The sequence below is a fragment of the Devosia sp. 2618 genome (genome assembly GCF_040546815.1).
Classification (GTDB): Bacteria; Pseudomonadota; Alphaproteobacteria; order Rhizobiales; family Devosiaceae; genus Devosia.
This window is the reverse complement of the sequence record NZ_JBEPOO010000001.1, coordinates 1,977,411-1,992,807: the sequence shown is the minus strand read 5'-3', so window position 1 is coordinate 1,992,807 and position 15,397 is coordinate 1,977,411. Positions and strand designations below refer to the sequence as shown.

Below are 15,397 nucleotides of genomic sequence, written 5' to 3'. Positions count from 1 at the left end.
AGCCGCAGCGGCTTCGTCAGTTCAAGCCACAACATGGCGAGCCGCAAAGAAAAACCGCCACGAGCCGAAGCTGCGTGGCGGTTTGATCTGGTCGTCTGGCGTTTCCGCCTGGACGAGACTTATTCCCACTCGATCGTGCCCGGTGGCTTGCTGGTCACGTCATAAACGACGCGGTTGATGCCGCGCACTTCGTTGATGATGCGCGTTGCGGTCTTGCCGAGGAAGTTCATGTCGAACTGGTAGAAGTCCGCGGTCATGCCATCGACCGAGGTAACGGCGCGCAGGGCGCAGACGAACTCATAGGTGCGACCGTCGCCCATGACGCCAACGGTCTGGACTGGGAGTAGCACGGCAAAAGCCTGCCAGATCTTGTCGTACTGGCCCGACTTGCGGATTTCGTCGAGATAGATCGCGTCGGCCTTTCGCAGGATATCCAGCTTTTCGGGCGTAATGCCGCCCGGGCAACGGATGGCGAGACCTGGACCGGGGAAGGGGTGGCGACCGATAAAGCTATCGGGCAGGCCAAGTTCACGGCCCAGCACGCGCACTTCGTCCTTGAACAGCTCACGCAGTGGTTCGACCAGCTGCATGTTCATGCGCTCTGGCAGGCCGCCCACATTGTGGTGGCTCTTGATGGTGACCGATGGGCCGCCAGTGAACGACACGGATTCGATGACGTCAGGGTAAAGAGTGCCCTGCGCCAGGAACCGTGCGCCGCCAAGCTTCTTTGCTTCCGCCTCGAATGTTTCGATGAACAGTCGGCCAATAATCTTGCGCTTGGTCTCGGGGTCCGACTGACCCTCGAGTTCACGCAGGAACACCTTGGACGCGTCCACATGCACTAGCGGAATATTGTACTGGTCGCGGAACATGGTGACGACCTGCTCGCTCTCATTGAGCCGCATCAGGCCGTGATCGACATAGATGCAGGTCAGCTGATCGCCGATCGCTTCGTGGATCAACACCGCCGCAACCGACGAATCGACGCCGCCGGACAGGCCGCAGATCACCTTCTCGGTGCCGACCTGCGCACGGATCTTTTCGATCATCTTCTGGCGGTAGGCGGCCATGGTCCAGGTCGACTGGATGCCACAGATATTGTGCACGAAGTTTGCATAGAGCTTGGCGCCATCTGGCGTGTGCACCACTTCGGGGTGGAACTGCACGGCCCAGATGCGGCGCGCTTCGTTGGCGATCATCGCGAACGGTGCGTTGGCCGAGGTGCCGACAACCTCAAAGCCTTCGGGCAGGGCAACGACACGGTCGCCGTGGCTCATCCACACCTGATGCTCGGTGCCGAGGTCCCAGACGCCATCATAAAGCGCTGAGGCCTTTTCGACCTTCACTTCGGCGCGGCCGAATTCGCGGTGATGGCCGGCCTCGACCTTGCCGCCGAGCGCCATGCACAGGGCCTGTTGGCCATAGCAGATGCCCAGGATCGGCACATTGGCCGCAAAGATCGCTGGATCGATGGTGGGGGCGTTTTCATCCAGCGTCGACGCTGGGCCACCCGACAGCACCACGCCGCTTGGCTGCATGGCAACCATGGCGACTGCCGCGTTCTGGAAGGGGTGAATTTCGCAATACACCCCAGTCTCGCGAATGCGGCGCGCAATCAACTGAGTGACTTGCGAACCGAAGTCGACGATGAGGATCGATTGCGGGCGAGCGGAGGTGTCTTGGCTTTGCATGGCGAGCCATTATCGCCGTAGCGCGGATTCCGCAAGCACATCGGTTGCAGAACAGCTTTGCGGCGCGGCACATTTGTGTCCACGCCGCGACTTTGAGGCTAGTTCAGCAGCGCAATCGACAGGTTCAGCAGCGTCGCAAAGCCAACCCAGGCCAGATACGGCACGAACAGCCATGCAGCAGGCGGATCAAGCCGGCGCGCTGTAAAGATGAAGGCCACGATCAGCGCGAGGATCGCAATAATGATGCCAAAGGCAGGCCACAGCATCTGCCCGATGAACCACACCGGCGACCAAACCCAGTTCAATCCCATCTGGGCAAACCAGATTTTCATGGCAGCGGAATTCGCGTCGATCATCCAGATGCGCCAGCCCGCAACCGCAATCATCGCATAGAGCGTGAACCAAACCGGTCCAAATACCCAATTGGGTGGATTGAACGGCGGCTTAGCCAGGTTTTCATACCACACGCCGGGCACCGACTGCGTGCCGAGAATGGCGCCAACGGCAAGCACCACAACGAGAAAAATCCCAAGCACCAGCCACGGGCGGGGCGTTTTGTAATCGGCAAGGGATGGGATCGTCATGGCGTCGCGCTCGGTCTGAAGAATATCCGAGGTTAAACGCCAAAGATCGGCTTAAGGTTCACCCTCAAGCATCACTTATTTTGCGTTCCGTCTCAGAGCGTTTATGTAGAATCCATCCGTACCCGTCAAACGTGGCGTCAGTGCGATGCCTGCCTGTTTTGTTTCGAGATTTTCGGGCAATTCCGCGCCAAATGCGCTCTGCCAAAGCTCCTGCGGCGGCACCGATGCGAAGTCGGTGTTTTCGGCGATAAACGCCGCGACCTGATCGTCGTTTTCTTCCGGAAGAATCGAGCAGGTGATGTAGATCAGCGTGCCATTCGGCTTGAGGAAGCGCCGCGCCTCGGCCAGAATCGCTGCCTGCTCAGCCACGCGCTGGGCGAGCAGCTCCGGGCTCAGCTTCCACTTGGTGTCCGGGCGACGCCGCCATGTGCCCGTGCCGGTGCAGGGGGCGTCGATCACCACGCGGTCGATCTTGCCCTCGAGGTCGTCCAGCACGCCCGGTTCAGGCGCACGCACCTGCACATTGCGCGCCCCATTGCGCTTCAGCCGATCATAAATCGGGGCAAGGCGGCTGCGGTCGCTGTCATAGGCAAAGATCTGGCCCTTGTTGCTCATGGCCGCCGCCAGCGCCAAAGTCTTGCCGCCTGCACCTGCACAGAGATCGAGGACCTGTTCGCCCGGACGCGCGCCCGCCAGCGCCGCCACGATCTGGCTGCCCTGATCCTGCACCTCAAACCAGCCCTTGAGATAGCCTTCGTCCGTCGTGACGTTCGGCGTCCGGGAATCGCGCGGACCCGCCGGCATGGTCACCCCGACTGGCGAGGTGGCCGTCTCAGAGGGCTCAAAGCGTGTCAGCGACTTCAGCACGCGTTCGCGGCTGGATTTGAGCGTGTTGACGCGCAGGTCGAGCGATGGCCGTCCAGCCATGTCCTGACCTTCGGCGATCCAGTTGTCGTCAAAAGCTCGTTCCAGCGAAGGCGCCAGCCATTCGGGAACATCGGCCAGCACCCAGCCGTCGGTCGTGTCGGGCAGTTGCCCGACTGCGCGAGCCAGCTCATCCTCCGTGAACGGCTCCGGCGCATGGCTGTCGCCTGCAAAGCTGTCACTCAGCGCTGCCGGGTCTTCGCCCCAGCCGCGCACCGCCACGGCCAAAATCAGCGCGCGTGGCGCATCGCTACCCATCAACGCGGCATAGGATGAGCGGCGGCGCAGCGCGTCATAGACCAGATTGCCGATGGCAGCGCGGTCGCCCGCACCGGCAAAGCGATTGTTCAGACCCCAGGCCTTCAGCGCTTCCGACACGGGACGTTTGCGCGTCTCCACATCGGTCAGCACGGCGATGGCAGCAGACAGACGACCGGGAAGGCGCATTTAGATACTCGGGGCTAGAACAATTCGAAGCACGAGCCATACCCACAGAAGCGCCAGCACTACAAGGCCCGAGCAATACGCCGCGAAGCGCTGGAAGATCTGATTGCTCGTCACATGCACCCCCGCATGGATGTAGCGCAGCAGCACAAACGCCCAGGCCAGGATGACATCAACCCAGCCAACACCGCCAAACCACAGCGCCAAAAGCACGGCCACATAGAACAGCGTCGGCAATTGAAACTGGTTGTCAAAATTGTTCGATAGTAGCCGCGCGCGCAACGGGTAGGCGTCGCGATTAACGGCAATATCGGCGACCGCGATCTCGCCGCGCGCTACCCTTGGCACACGCTCCATGCCCATCCAAACCAGAATGCCCATGGTCAGCAGCACCTGTGCGGCCGTGGCAAGGATCAGCAGTTTTTCGACGAGTGGCATGGCGCGCTCCTGAGGCAGTCACCAACTGTAGTGCATCAGGCCCCGACTGGTTGCAAACAGCCTCCAACTTAGTCTTCCGCTCGCCGACTGTGACAAAATAACGAACCCCATAGCGGAACCAACGGGTTTGCCTCTATATTGTAACGGCACAAGCGACCCGATGCTGAGAGCGGGGCCGCATTCCCATGAAAATATCTTGTTCGTAGAAATTTTGATCGTCGTCGTCCTGACCATCGTCAACGGCTTGTTGGCAATGTCAGAACTGGCAGTCGTCTCTGCTCGTCCCGCTCGTCTGCGGGGCATGGCAGATCAGGGTAACAAGGGCGCCGCCACGGCCATCGCCCTTGCCGAGGACCCCGGTAAGTTCCTCTCCTCTGTCCAGATCGGTATCACTCTTGTCGGCATCCTTTCGGGTGCTTTCTCCGGCGCGACCCTTGGTACGCGCCTGACTGAATGGCTGATGGAAGTCGGCCTCGGCGCGAGCCTCGCCAATGTGCTTGGCGTCGGCGGTGTCGTTGTCATCATCACCTATATCTCGCTGATTCTGGGCGAACTGGTGCCCAAGCAGATCGCCTTGCGCGATGCCGAGGGCGTCGCAGCCCGCGTTGCCGGGCCGATGAAGATGGTGGCGCTGATCGGCTCGCCGATTGTCTGGTTCCTCGATATTTCCGGCAAGCTGGTACTGCGCCTTCTGGGGCAGGGCGGCGAGTCCGACGAGCGGGTGACGGAAGAAGAGGTCAAGACCATCATTGCCGAAGCGACCACGGCCGGTGTTATCGAGAGCGATGAGCACTCGATGATCTCGGGTGTCATGCGCCTGGCCGATCGCTCGGCCCGTGGCCTGATGACGCCGCGGCTCGATGTGGACGTGGTCGACTTGTCCGATGATGGCGACGAAATCCGTCGCACCATCCTCGGCACCCACCGCTCGCGCCTGCTGGTGCAGGACGGCGACGCCGATTCGATCATCGGCGTGGTGGCCATCAAGGATATCATCGGCGTTTTCGCCAATGGTCAACCGCTCGAAATCCGCAAGTTCGTGCAGCCCGTGCCCGTGGTGATGGATCATGCCGATGCGCTCGACGTTGTTCGTGCCATCCGCAATTCCACCGTTCATATGGCGCTGGTCGTCGACGAATACGGCCACTTTGAGGGCATCGTGACCTCCGGCGATATTCTGGAAGTCATCACCGGCGTCTTTCAGGAAGAAACCGGCGACGATCCGGCTTTGGTCAAGCGCGAAGACGGTTCCTACCTCGTTGCCGGCTGGATGCCCGTCGACGAGTTCGGCGAAAAGCTCAAGCTGTCCATCCCGCGCGATGCCAAGTTCGAGACCGTTGCCGGCTATGTCCTTTCGATCATCAATCGCCTGCCAGCGGTGGGCGAGACCTTTGAATACAATGGCTGGAAGTTCGAGGTCGTCGACCTTGATGGCCGCCGTATCGATAAGGTCTTGATGACCAAGCTGGATTGACGCTCCACATCACCCTGGCTAAGACGCTCCATAACATGACTACTAAAGTCAGCTTTGGAGCGTCCCATGCCGTCAGCAACAGTTTCCCACCGTCAGCTTATGCTGACCCGCCGCCACGTCCTGCTCGGGCTGGGCGCTACAGCCGCAATTCTTGCTGCCCCCAAATCTGCCCGCGCGCAGGCGCCGCGCACCGTCGAACATGTTTTGGGCACCGCGACCATTCCCGCCAAGCCACAGCGCGTTCTGGTCCTCTCCGATTTCACCGATCTCGAATATACCCTGGCCCTCGGCATCACGCCCGTCGCCTATGGCTTTACCGGCTCTTGGGATCGCGGTGGTCTGCCGTGGCAGACGGCGGCCGCGCAGGTGGCGCAATTGCCACTGATCGAAACGCAGGCCTCGCCCGAAGTCGTGGCCAATTTCGAGCCCGACCTCATCATTGGCATGAAGACGTATATCGAGCCCATCCTGTCGCAGTTGCAGGGGCTGGCCCCGGTCATCGCGCTCGACTGGAGCATGCCATGGCGCGATGGCCTGCGCATCGTCGGCAACGCCCTGTTTGAAAACGAGCGCGCCGAAGCCGCCATCCTTGAAACAGAAGCGCTGCTGGCCGATACCGCCAACACCCTCGGCGGTCTGGAGGGCAAGAAGATCATGATAGGTTCGATGTATGGCGAAACGCTCTATGTCATCGGCGACGGTGCCATCGCCCAGCAACTGGCCGAAATGGGCCTCACCTTCATTCCAGCGCCAGACGCAGTCGGCGGACTGGGCGAATACTCCATCGAGAACGTCGATATCCTCTCCCAGGCCGACATTCTGGTGTCCTTCGCCACCGATGCCGAGGGCACAGCACGCCTTGAAGGCTTCGAGCCGTTCCGCCGCCTGCCGGCCGTCGCCGGTCACGCCTATGTGCCGCTCGAGACGCTGACCGCCTCCGCCTTCGCCGACAATTTCAGCCCGCTCAGCGCCAAATGGATATTGCCGCGTATCGCTGAACGGCTGCAGCAGGCAGCCGATGGCAAGGCCGCCACCGTCTAAGCCGCAGACCTCCCGCAACGAATAAACGTCAATGCCGGCCCGTTTGACTGGCATTGACCTGCCGACTGGTCTAGATGCGTTCGCGGAACCCGCTGCCGACGAGAGCCCCATGCCCATTCATATCGCGCTGACCTTCGACGACAATTTCTGGGCTCCGGCCTATGCCGTCATGCGGTCGGTCTGCCTGTTCACCACGCATCGGGCCGATCTGGTCTTTCACCTCTGCCATCGCACGCTGACCGACGAGCACCGCGCCGACCTCGCCAAGATCGAAACCGAGTTTGGCGCCAAGCTGGTCTGGTACGATCTCGACAAGTCCGAACTCTTCGTCGACATCGCGACCCGCATGCCGGTCAACAAACGCCTGTCCAATATCGTCTATGCGCGCCTGATGATCGACCGTCTGGTTGGTCCCTCCGTCGAGCGCATCCTCTATCTCGATTGCGACATGCTGGTCCGCGAAGATATCAACAAGCTCTACCGCATCGATATGGAAGGCTTTGCCATTGCTGCGGTGCGCGACACCTTCGCGCCCTACATCGTCGGTGGCCGCGATCTGGTCGGCAATCGCGACATCTTCGATATCGCCACGCCCTATTTCAATGCAGGCATGGTGCTGATCGATGTCGCCAAATGGCGCGACGCCGACATCATCGGGCGCATGGAACAGTATTTCAAAGACGGCGTCATGGCCCGGATCTACTACGATCAGGACCTGCTCAATCTTGTCTTCAAGGACAACTGGCTGGCGCTCGATCCGCGCTGGAACGTCATCGACGCGCGCCACTCACACGAGGGCCTCAACCCCGCCATCCTGCACTATACCGGCAAGACCAAGCCCTGGGGCATCATGTCGGGCATTCTGCAATCAGTCGCCTTCGGGCGCATCTACCGCCACGTCATGACCAATGAACTGTTCTATCGCTTCGCCCGACACCGCTGGAAGCGCTGGTGGCTGCGCAAGCTCGGCGTGAAATAGGGCGCCTAAAGCGTCATCCCGAACCACACAGTCCGGCCAATCGTCACTTGCGGCACAAAGCCACTCCGCGTCCAGAACGCCACGCCGCCGGTATTGCCAGAATTGGCGCCAAGGTGAATGCCAGCCACGTTGGCGGCCTTGGCGTCCGCGATCCAGCGCTTTAGCAATTGCGTACCCACGCCCTGTCCGCGCAGCCGCTCATGCAGGTTCATATGGATATGGGCGGGGAAGTCAGCGACCAGCGCCGATGGATTGCTCGACGGCTGGCGGATCTGCGTCAGCCGCTGCTGATCGGCAGCGGTGAGGTCGGCATCATCTGACGCCGCATACTGCTCGCGCAAATGCGGCCACCAATCGCGTTCCAGCTTCGTCGAAAAGGCGTCGCTGTCGAAGGTGCCGACGATATAGCCCGCGACGCCAAGCTCGTCGTCCGCAACGAAGACCTGTTGCGGCTCCAATACGCCATAGGGCGCGGAATAGATCGCGCCCAGTAAATTTGGATCATTGTAGAGCGGCGTGGCGTCTCGGCCAGCGTCGCCGCTCAGCAGGCAGATCTGATAGAGCGCATCGAGATCGTCCGCGCGATACGGGCGAATCTCAACCATGGCTCAGATGTCCTCGAACGTGCCGGTTTCGAAGTTGAACAGGCGGCCGTTTTCTTTCAGCGATGGGCTGAGCATGTCGATCAGCTTGGGCGCGATGTCGGATGGCTTTGGCAGCGTATCCGGATCTTCCCCGGGCATGGCCTTGGCGCGCATCGCGGTGCGCACGGCGCCGGGATAGAACACATTGACCTTGACCTTGGTCTGGGAGATTTCGCCCGCATAGGACTTGGCCATCGCATCGACGGCTGCCTTACTGGCGGCATAGAGGCCCCAGAACGGTTTAGCCGAGCGCGCCGAAGAAGACGACACAAACACAGCGCGGCCAGCGGTCGACTGGCGCAGCAACAGGTCGGTCGAGCGCAGCAGGCGATAATTGGCGGTCACGTTGACGGCCATCACCTTGTCGAAGTCTTCCGGCTTCACATGGGGCAGGGGGCTGAGCACGCCGAGCTGGCCGGCATTGGCCACGAGGCCATCCAGCGCACCCCAGCGCTCAAAGATCGCCGCGCCAAGTCGGTCGATGGCATCGCCATCGCGCAGATCGAGCGGCACCAGCGTCGTCGACGAACCCAGATCCTGGATCTCGTCATCGAGTTCTTCGAGCCCGCCGACGGTGCGGGCAACCGCCACGACATGGGCGCCGCGACGCGCGGCTTCGATAGCTGCCGCATAGCCGATACCGCGCGATGCGCCGGTAACGAGCACGACCTTGCCAGCCAGATCCTGTCCGGCTTGATCAGTAGTTTCAGCCATTAACCGGCCTCTTTGAGCAGGGAGATTTGTTTCGGCTCGTTCTTCGCGCGGCCGTTCAGGTCGGTCAACTGCGTCGGATAGTCGCCAGTGAAATAGTGGTCGGTAAACTGCGGAGCTGCCGCATTGCGCTTCTCGCCGCCTACCGCCTCATAGAGGCCGTCGATCGACAGGAATTCCAGTGAGTCCGCACCGATGAACTTGCACATCGATTCGAGATCCGGGTGCTGGTTGGCCAGCAGCTTTTCCGGGTCCGGCGTGTCGATGCCGTAATAGTCCGAATAAAAGATCATTGGGCTGGCAACGCGGATATGAACCTCCGTCGCGCCCGCATCGCGCATCATCTGCACGATTTTGACCGACGTGGTACCGCGCACGATGGAATCATCGATAAGCACGACGCGCTTGCCGGCAATCTCGGCCCGGTTGGCCGAGTGCTTGAGCTTGACGCCAAAGGCACGGATCGACTGCGTCGGCTCAATGAAGGTGCGGCCCACATAGTGGTTGCGGATGATGCCGAGTTCGAACGGAATCCCGCTCTGCTGCGCATAGCCGATTGCCGCCGGCGTGCCGCCATCTGGAACGGGCACAACCACATCGGCCTCGACCGGCGCTTCCTTGGCCAGGTTCATGCCCATCCGCTTGCGCGCGGAATAGACGCTGCGGCCGGCCACGATCGAGTCGGGACGCGCGAAATACACATATTCAAACAGGCATGGACGCTCTGGGGCAGGGCGCGCTGCCTTGCGGGCTTCTATGGTAACCGAGCCATCCGCCTGCAATTCGCAGATCACCACTTCGCCGTTCTCGACGTCGCGGATGTACTTGGCGCCGATGATGTCGAGCGCGCAGGTTTCCGAACAGAAGATTGGCTTGCCGTCGAGTTCGCCCATCACCAGCGGGCGAATACCGATTGGGTCGCGCGCGGCGATCAGCTTGGTGCGCGTCATTGCCAGCATGGCATAGCCGCCTTCCATCTGGCGGATGGCGTCGATGAAGCGGTCGGTGCTCGATGAATGGCGCGAACGCGCGATCAGGTGCAGCACCACCTCGGTATCAGACGTCGACTGACAGATGGCACCGGTCGCGATGATCTGGCGGCGCAGCGTCAGGCCATTGGTGAAGTTGCCATTATGCGCGATGGCAATGCCACCCGATTCCAGCTCCGCAAAAAGCGGCTGAACATTGCGCAGCGCCACTTCGCCGGTCGTTGAATACCGCGTGTGGCCCATCGCCATCGAGCCCGGCAGCTTGGCCAGAAGCGCGGGGTCCGTATAGTGGTCGCCCACCAGTCCCATGCGCTTTTCGGTGAAGAACTGGCGCCCGTCAAAACTGACGATGCCGGCGGCTTCCTGACCGCGGTGCTGCAACGCGTGCAACCCAAGGGCTGTCAGCGTCGAGGCATCGGTATGGCCCAAAATGCCAAACACGCCGCACTCTTCATGCAGCGTGTCACCTTCAAGACTGAAATTGTCATCGCTGGGATGGTTCACCGTGCTCTCCATGCCAATGCTGCCTTTAACGCAGGGACTGCGTGCCGCCAACGGCGTTCGGGTAAATGCTGGTTTCCCACGCAATAACCCATTTTGCTGTTCCCGACCAATGCCCGCTTCGGCTGTCAGGGTTGTGGAGAGCGCGGCGCGCTCACCAGAGTGTGATCAGGCTCAAACGGATGGCACTGCAGCCGGAGGCAGCGTGCTGTCTTCGTTCGCGTCGGTGCCATCTTCTGGCGCAACAGTCGGTGCGCCCGGATCTTCATCGCTAATGCCGGTGCCGGCGCGCAGCTTGTCGTTGATCGCCTGTTCCAGACCTTCTGGCAGCATGGAGATCAGCGTCTGGCCCATATCGCGCAGTGGCGGCAGGGTCTGCGCCTGAGCGGCCCAGCTTGGCAGGTTGTTTGGTAGCAGCCAGGTACCGAAAATGGTGATGACGATGGCAATCAGCAGGCCGCGCAGCACGCCGAACACGAAGCCCAGCGTACGATCGATCGGGCCAATGCGGCTATCCACGACGAAATCGGCGATGCGCATGGTCAACAGATGCAGGACGATCAGCGCGACAATGAAGCTGACCACGACGGTCGCAATGTCGGCAACCAGGCCGTTTTCCGGCGCGAAATACTGCCGGGCGATTTCGGGGTGGTACTGCCACATATAGACGGCAATCGCTGCCGAGCCCGCCCAGGTGGCAAGCGACAGGACTTCACGAGTCAAACCGCGCGCAGTCGCCAGAATTGCCGAAATCAGCACCAGCACACCAACACCAACGTCAAACGCTGTCAGCATATGTCTTCGCTAAGCTCCAGTTGCCGCCCCGGCTTGTTGGGCTTCGTTTAGCCGCTTTGGGCCGCCATGCCAAGGGTGGCACGCCACCGCAGGCACGATCTCCCCGAAAAGCGATCAGCTTTGCACCATTACCACTCGTCTCGCGCCGGCTCGCGCGGCTTGCCATTGGCTGCGATACGCCCCACCAGTTCCGACAATGCCGTGAACTCGGATACGATCATCCCCGAATTCTTGTCGGCTGTTCCAAGGCGGCCGGTCGACACCGATTTGAAGCCAAGCTTTTGCGCCTCGCGTAGCCGCAGCGCCCCATGCACCACCGGGCGCACCCCGCCCGCCAGCGATATTTCGCCGAAATAGACCGAATCCGTCGGTAGCGGCGAACTTGTCAGTGACGAGATCAGCGCCGCCGCAACGGCGAGATCAGCCGCAGGTTCATTAATCTTCAATCCACCCGCGACGTTGAGATAAATGTCGTTTGCGCCGATCCGCACCCCGCAGCGCGTTTCGAGTACAGCCAGCACCATCGACAGCCGCGACGTGTCCCAGCCGATAACCGCGCGGCGTGGCGTGCCCAGCGGCGAGGGGGCCACCAGCGCCTGGATTTCAATGAGAATCGGTCGCGTGCCTTCCATACCCGCAAACACCGCCGAGCCAGCCGCGCCCTCGTCGCGCTGATCCAGAAACAGCGCCGACGGGTTGGCAACCTGCTCCAGACCCAGCTCGGTCATTGCGAAAACGCCGATCTCGTCGGTCGCGCCATAGCGATTCTTGACGCCGCGCAGGATGCGGAACGTGTGGCTGCTGTCGCCTTCGAAATAGAGCACGGCATCGACCATGTGCTCGACCACCCGCGGACCGGCGATCTGGCCATCCTTGGTCACGTGCCCGACCAGCACCACCGCGGCGCCGCTCTTCTTGGCAAAACGCGTCAGTGCCTGCGCCGAGGTGCGCACCTGCGTCACCGTTCCGGGCGCGCTGTCCACGCGGTCCGTCCATAGCGTCTGGATAGAATCGATGATTACCAGATCCGGGGCAGGGCCGTTTTCGAGCGTGGCGAGAATGATCTCCACATTGGTCTCGGCCGCCAGTAGCACTTCGGCCTCGCCAAGCCCCAGCCGCTGCGCCCGCAACCGCACCTGCGCCACCGCTTCTTCGCCCGATACATAGACAACGCGTTTGCCCAAATTGGCCAAAGCCGCTGCCGATTGCAGCAGCAGCGTCGATTTGCCGATACCCGGATCGCCACCAACCAGCAGCGCCGAGCCCTTGACGAAGCCGCCGCCGGTGACGCGATCGAGTTCTGCCATGCCGGTGACGACGCGCGCGGCGCTTTCCGTCTCGCCCGATAGCGGCACCAGATTGGTCGGACGGCCGCCGGCCTTAGCCGACTTGGGGCCGGCGCCAACGCCAGAATCATTGAGTTCTTCGACGATAGTGTTCCATTCGCCGCAGGCGTCACAGCGCCCCTGCCACTGGGTCGTAACGGCGCCACAGGCCTGACAGACGAAGGAAGATCGGGATTTTGCCACGCCACACTCTCAGCTCGGGACTAGCGGTTTGTGTAGCCGAGCCATTTCAGCGAAGCAAGAACAAATGCGGAACTAACGTGCGCCCGCGCGTTCCGCCAATCCGCGCAGCGTGTTCCAGTTGCGCGCCGTCACCACGCCCGACTTTTTCTCGATAATGCCGGGCAGGCGCGAGGCCGAACCGCGTCCGGCATAGTCGACGATCAGATGCTCGCCCTCGATATGGATGCGTTCTAGCCCGACATAGCCCGTGATCCAGCCAAAGTCCGGCCGCTCACCCACGAAGAAATAGACGCCGATCTCACTCGGGCGCTGCCCAATCGCCTCGGGAAACGGCGCGGCGCGCACCAGCGCCTGCAATTGCGTCGCGGTGCGCACTACGGCCTTGTTGCCCGGTCCGAGGCCGAGCTTGCTCACAATGGCATCCATCCGCGCGGTCACTTGGGCCGCTGTGGCATCCGCCGCGACGATCATATTGCCCGTCGCGACATAGGTCTGCGGATTGCCAAAACCATCAGCTTCCGCCGCAGCGCGCCACTGTGCCATCGACATCAGCTTATGCGTCACCGGACCGATTGCGCGCAGCAGCACCACGAACACTGCCATGGCCGCTATTCGTCCTTTGGCGCCGTGTCATAGGCCTGCTGGCTGGCCAGCACGATGTCGATATTGCTCTCCGACCACACCCGCAGATTCTCGACGATCCCCGCCAGCGACACCCCTAGCGGCGTCAGCGAATACTCCACCTTGGGTGGCACGCTGGCATAGACCTTGCGGCTGACAATACCGTCCCGCTCCAGCGAGCGCAGCGTCTGCGTCAGCATCTTTTGCGACACTCCCTCGATGGTCTTGCGCATCTCGCCAAAGCGCATTGTGCCACCATTGAGCAGGCCGATCACCAGCACCGCCCATTTGTCCGAGATGCAGGCCAGCACCTGTCGCGTCGGGCAGGTCACCTTGTAGACGTCCCATGGGGGCAGTTGGTTCATTTCAATAGTCACGTTCGGGTACTTATAGAAGCTTTGGGTGCTTACTTGCCAACCATTGTATAAGGCCTTAGCTCGCCCCCAAGCAAGCAAAGGCTTGCCAGCACACAGTCTGGAGAATGGGTATGAGCACAGAAAACATCGCAATCATCGGCAGTTACTTCGATGCGGTCGCCAAGGGCGATCTGGAAACGGTCGGGCGTCTCTTGGCCGACGATCTTGTCTGGCATCAGCCAGGCAATGGCACGCTGTCGGGCACGCATACAGGCAAGCAGGCGGTATTCGCCCTGCTTGGCAGCTTCATGGAACGCAGCGCCGGCACCTTCCGCATTGATCACGTCGGCACGCTGATGGCCAATGGCGATCTGGTTTCGGCCAGCATTCACTTTGCAGCCGAAAGCGGCGCAAAATTCATGGCCATGAATGGCGTCGATCTGCTGCGCGTCGCCGATGGTCAGATCGCTGAAGTCTGGCTCTTCTCGGAAGATCAGGCCGCCGAAGACGCCTTTTGGGGCTGAGGCTTTTCGGCGATGGCAATCATTCCTGGGGCAGGTTGCCGTCGCCGATATAGTTGCGGCTGTAGCGGCCTTTGAGTGAGGTCAGTACCTCATAGCCGATGGTGCCGGCGGCATCGGCCTGATCGTCGATCCCGATCATGTCGCCCAGCACTTCGGCGCCTTCGCCCGGGCTCGGAATGTCGGAGCCGAGTTCGGTGATATCGACCACCGACTGGTCCATAGAAATGCGCCCGATCACCGGGCAGATCTTGTTGCGGATCGCCACCTTGCCGCCCGGCCGCGCATTGCTGGCCGACAGCGAGCGGAAAAAGCCATCGGCATAACCGTGGCTGATGATCGCCAGCCGGCTGTTGCGCGACAGCGAATAGGTGCCGCCATAGCCCACGGTCTCGCCGGTGCGCGCTTCGGTCACCTGCAGGATCGGCACATGCAGCGTCACCACGGGTGCCATCGGGTTCTTGCGGCCGTTCACCGCCCGACCGCCATAGAGCGCAATGCCGGGGCGCACCATCTGGAAATGATAGTCGCGACCGGTCATCAGGCCCGCCGAGTTCGACAGCGACGCCGGAATGCCGGGGAACTGGTTCATCACCGAGCCAAACAGCGCCAGCTGGGTGCGGTTCTTTTCGTGGTTCGGCTGGTCGGCACAGGCCAGATGGCTCATTACCATCTGCGGCGCATAGCCCAGCGCCTGGATACGCTCACGCACAACGCTGGCTTCATTGAGCCGAAAGCCCAGCCGGTTAATGCCGGTGTCGAAATGGAAGGCGGACGGATAGGCCTCGTTGCGCTCGACGCATTTGGCCAGCCATTCTTCCAGCATCGGCATCGACGCCAGAACGGGCATCAGGTTCTGCCGAATGTAGAGATTGGCCGCGCCCGGATAGAGCCCGTTCAGCACAAAGATATGCGCATCGGGTACCGCCGCGCGCACCGCGATGCCTTCATCGGGCGTCGCCACGAAAAAGAAGCGCGCGCCAGCGGCATGCAGGGCCTTGCTGGCGGTCGTGATGCCGGTGCCATAGGCGTCGGCTTTCACCACGGCAGCCGTCAACGCTCCGGCGCTCACCTTGTCCAGTGCGCGCCAGTTGCGGGCCAATGCCCCTAGATCGATGCTGAGTTGCCCCCCGAGACCAGACGTCAACGCCATGC

At 61.6% G+C, this 15,397-nt stretch carries 16 protein-coding genes; 4 read left to right on the top strand and 12 right to left on the bottom strand.

Annotated features, from left to right (window positions below; translation table 11 throughout):
• Nucleotides 1-119: 119 nt before the first annotated feature.
• The 4 genes from guaA to ABIE28_RS10005 all read right to left on the bottom strand — a co-directional run bounded on the left by guaA (nt 120) and on the right by ABIE28_RS10005 (nt 4,081).
• Nucleotides 120-1,691 carry a glutamine-hydrolyzing GMP synthase gene (guaA, locus tag ABIE28_RS10020; protein ID WP_354062497.1) on the bottom strand — a complete coding sequence of 524 codons (1,572 nt, stop codon included), beginning with the start codon at nt 1,689-1,691 and terminating at the stop codon, nt 120-122.
• Between the two features lie 98 nt (nt 1,692-1,789).
• On the bottom strand, nt 1,790-2,275 hold the full coding sequence (locus ABIE28_RS10015; RefSeq protein ID WP_354062495.1) for a TspO/MBR family protein: 486 nt from the start codon (nt 2,273-2,275) through the stop codon (nt 1,790-1,792).
• Nucleotides 2,276-2,350: 75 nt separating this feature from the next.
• Entirely contained in the window at nt 2,351-3,646 is a 1,296-nt protein-coding gene (locus ABIE28_RS10010) for an RsmB/NOP family class I SAM-dependent RNA methyltransferase (protein WP_354062493.1), read from the bottom strand.
• Nucleotides 3,647-4,081 carry an MAPEG family protein gene (locus ABIE28_RS10005; protein ID WP_354062491.1) on the bottom strand — a complete coding sequence of 145 codons (435 nt, stop codon included), beginning with the start codon at nt 4,079-4,081 and terminating at the stop codon, nt 3,647-3,649. It lies immediately after the preceding gene.
• Between the two features lie 211 nt (nt 4,082-4,292).
• Here ABIE28_RS10005 and ABIE28_RS10000 point away from each other — a divergent pair, with 211 nt between their 5' ends.
• The 3 genes from ABIE28_RS10000 (at nt 4,293) to ABIE28_RS09990 (ending at nt 7,575) form a co-directional block, all read left to right on the top strand.
• The gene (locus ABIE28_RS10000) at nt 4,293-5,555 is read left to right on the top strand and encodes a hemolysin family protein (RefSeq protein ID WP_354066429.1); all 1,263 of its coding nucleotides are present in this window, start codon (nt 4,293-4,295) and stop codon (nt 5,553-5,555) included.
• 66 nt (nt 5,556-5,621) lie between these two features.
• Nucleotides 5,622-6,596: an ABC transporter substrate-binding protein gene (locus tag ABIE28_RS09995; protein WP_354062489.1), complete on the top strand. Its 975-nt coding sequence runs from the start codon at nt 5,622-5,624 to the stop codon at nt 6,594-6,596.
• A gap of 109 nt (nt 6,597-6,705) precedes the next feature.
• A complete protein-coding gene (locus ABIE28_RS09990; protein ID WP_354062487.1) occupies nt 6,706-7,575 on the top strand; it encodes a glycosyltransferase family 8 protein in 870 nt (289 codons plus the stop codon).
• A 5-nt stretch (nt 7,576-7,580) separates the two neighbouring features.
• Here the strand turns inward: ABIE28_RS09990 and ABIE28_RS09985 are convergent, their stop codons facing one another.
• From ABIE28_RS09985 to ABIE28_RS09955, 7 genes are all read right to left on the bottom strand, one after another.
• A complete protein-coding gene (locus tag ABIE28_RS09985) occupies nt 7,581-8,180 on the bottom strand; it encodes a GNAT family N-acetyltransferase (protein WP_354062485.1) in 600 nt (199 codons plus the stop codon).
• A gap of 3 nt (nt 8,181-8,183) precedes the next feature.
• The gene (locus ABIE28_RS09980; RefSeq protein ID WP_354062484.1) at nt 8,184-8,933 is read right to left on the bottom strand and encodes an SDR family NAD(P)-dependent oxidoreductase; all 750 of its coding nucleotides are present in this window, start codon (nt 8,931-8,933) and stop codon (nt 8,184-8,186) included.
• Nucleotides 8,933-10,435: an amidophosphoribosyltransferase gene (purF, locus tag ABIE28_RS09975; protein WP_502913379.1), complete on the bottom strand. Its 1,503-nt coding sequence runs from the start codon at nt 10,433-10,435 to the stop codon at nt 8,933-8,935. Before purF ends, ABIE28_RS09980 begins: the two co-directional genes overlap by 1 nt.
• A gap of 159 nt (nt 10,436-10,594) precedes the next feature.
• On the bottom strand, nt 10,595-11,215 hold the full coding sequence (locus ABIE28_RS09970) for a CvpA family protein (protein WP_354062480.1): 621 nt from the start codon (nt 11,213-11,215) through the stop codon (nt 10,595-10,597).
• Nucleotides 11,216-11,343: 128 nt separating this feature from the next.
• Nucleotides 11,344-12,744 (bottom strand): DNA repair protein RadA, encoded by a 1,401-nt coding sequence (gene radA, locus ABIE28_RS09965; protein WP_354062478.1) that lies wholly within the window; start codon nt 12,742-12,744, stop codon nt 11,344-11,346.
• 72 nt (nt 12,745-12,816) lie between these two features.
• Complete coding sequence (locus ABIE28_RS09960; RefSeq protein WP_354062476.1) at nt 12,817-13,347, bottom strand: DUF1697 domain-containing protein; 531 nt, start codon at nt 13,345-13,347, stop codon at nt 12,817-12,819.
• Nucleotides 13,348-13,352: 5 nt separating this feature from the next.
• A complete protein-coding gene (locus ABIE28_RS09955) occupies nt 13,353-13,730 on the bottom strand; it encodes a winged helix-turn-helix transcriptional regulator (RefSeq protein ID WP_354062474.1) in 378 nt (125 codons plus the stop codon).
• Between the two features lie 122 nt (nt 13,731-13,852).
• Here ABIE28_RS09955 and ABIE28_RS09950 point away from each other — a divergent pair, with 122 nt between their 5' ends.
• Nucleotides 13,853-14,245, top strand: coding sequence for a nuclear transport factor 2 family protein (locus tag ABIE28_RS09950; protein ID WP_354062472.1), 393 nt, complete (start codon nt 13,853-13,855; stop codon nt 14,243-14,245).
• A gap of 19 nt (nt 14,246-14,264) precedes the next feature.
• Here ABIE28_RS09950 and alr read toward each other — a convergent pair whose 3' ends face one another.
• Nucleotides 14,265-15,395 carry an alanine racemase gene (gene alr, locus ABIE28_RS09945; protein WP_354062470.1) on the bottom strand — a complete coding sequence of 377 codons (1,131 nt, stop codon included), beginning with the start codon at nt 15,393-15,395 and terminating at the stop codon, nt 14,265-14,267.
• Nucleotides 15,396-15,397: the final 2 nt, after the last annotated feature.

Bases quoted from the DNA above. Each gene is read 5' to 3' on its own strand.
- guaA (WP_354062497.1), bottom strand. From the start codon at position 1,691: ATGCAAAGCCAAGACACCTCCGCTCGCCCGCAATCGATCCTCATCGTC.
- ABIE28_RS10015 (WP_354062495.1), bottom strand. From the start codon at position 2,275: ATGACGATCCCATCCCTTGCCGATTACAAAACGCCCCGCCCGTGGCTG.
- ABIE28_RS10010 (WP_354062493.1), bottom strand. From the start codon at position 3,646: ATGCGCCTTCCCGGTCGTCTGTCTGCTGCCATCGCCGTGCTGACCGAT.
- ABIE28_RS10005 (WP_354062491.1), bottom strand. From the start codon at position 4,081: ATGCCACTCGTCGAAAAACTGCTGATCCTTGCCACGGCCGCACAGGTG.
- ABIE28_RS09995 (WP_354062489.1), top strand. From the start codon at position 5,622: ATGCCGTCAGCAACAGTTTCCCACCGTCAGCTTATGCTGACCCGCCGC.
- ABIE28_RS09990 (WP_354062487.1), top strand. From the start codon at position 6,706: ATGCCCATTCATATCGCGCTGACCTTCGACGACAATTTCTGGGCTCCG.
- ABIE28_RS09985 (WP_354062485.1), bottom strand. From the start codon at position 8,180: ATGGTTGAGATTCGCCCGTATCGCGCGGACGATCTCGATGCGCTCTAT.
- ABIE28_RS09980 (WP_354062484.1), bottom strand. From the start codon at position 8,933: ATGGCTGAAACTACTGATCAAGCCGGACAGGATCTGGCTGGCAAGGTC.
- purF (WP_502913379.1), bottom strand. From the start codon at position 10,435: ATGGAGAGCACGGTGAACCATCCCAGCGATGACAATTTCAGTCTTGAA.
- ABIE28_RS09970 (WP_354062480.1), bottom strand. From the start codon at position 11,215: ATGCTGACAGCGTTTGACGTTGGTGTTGGTGTGCTGGTGCTGATTTCG.
- ABIE28_RS09960 (WP_354062476.1), bottom strand. From the start codon at position 13,347: ATGGCAGTGTTCGTGGTGCTGCTGCGCGCAATCGGTCCGGTGACGCAT.
- ABIE28_RS09955 (WP_354062474.1), bottom strand. From the start codon at position 13,730: ATGAACCAACTGCCCCCATGGGACGTCTACAAGGTGACCTGCCCGACG.
- ABIE28_RS09950 (WP_354062472.1), top strand. From the start codon at position 13,853: ATGAGCACAGAAAACATCGCAATCATCGGCAGTTACTTCGATGCGGTC.
- alr (WP_354062470.1), bottom strand. From the start codon at position 15,395: ATGGCGTTGACGTCTGGTCTCGGGGGGCAACTCAGCATCGATCTAGGG.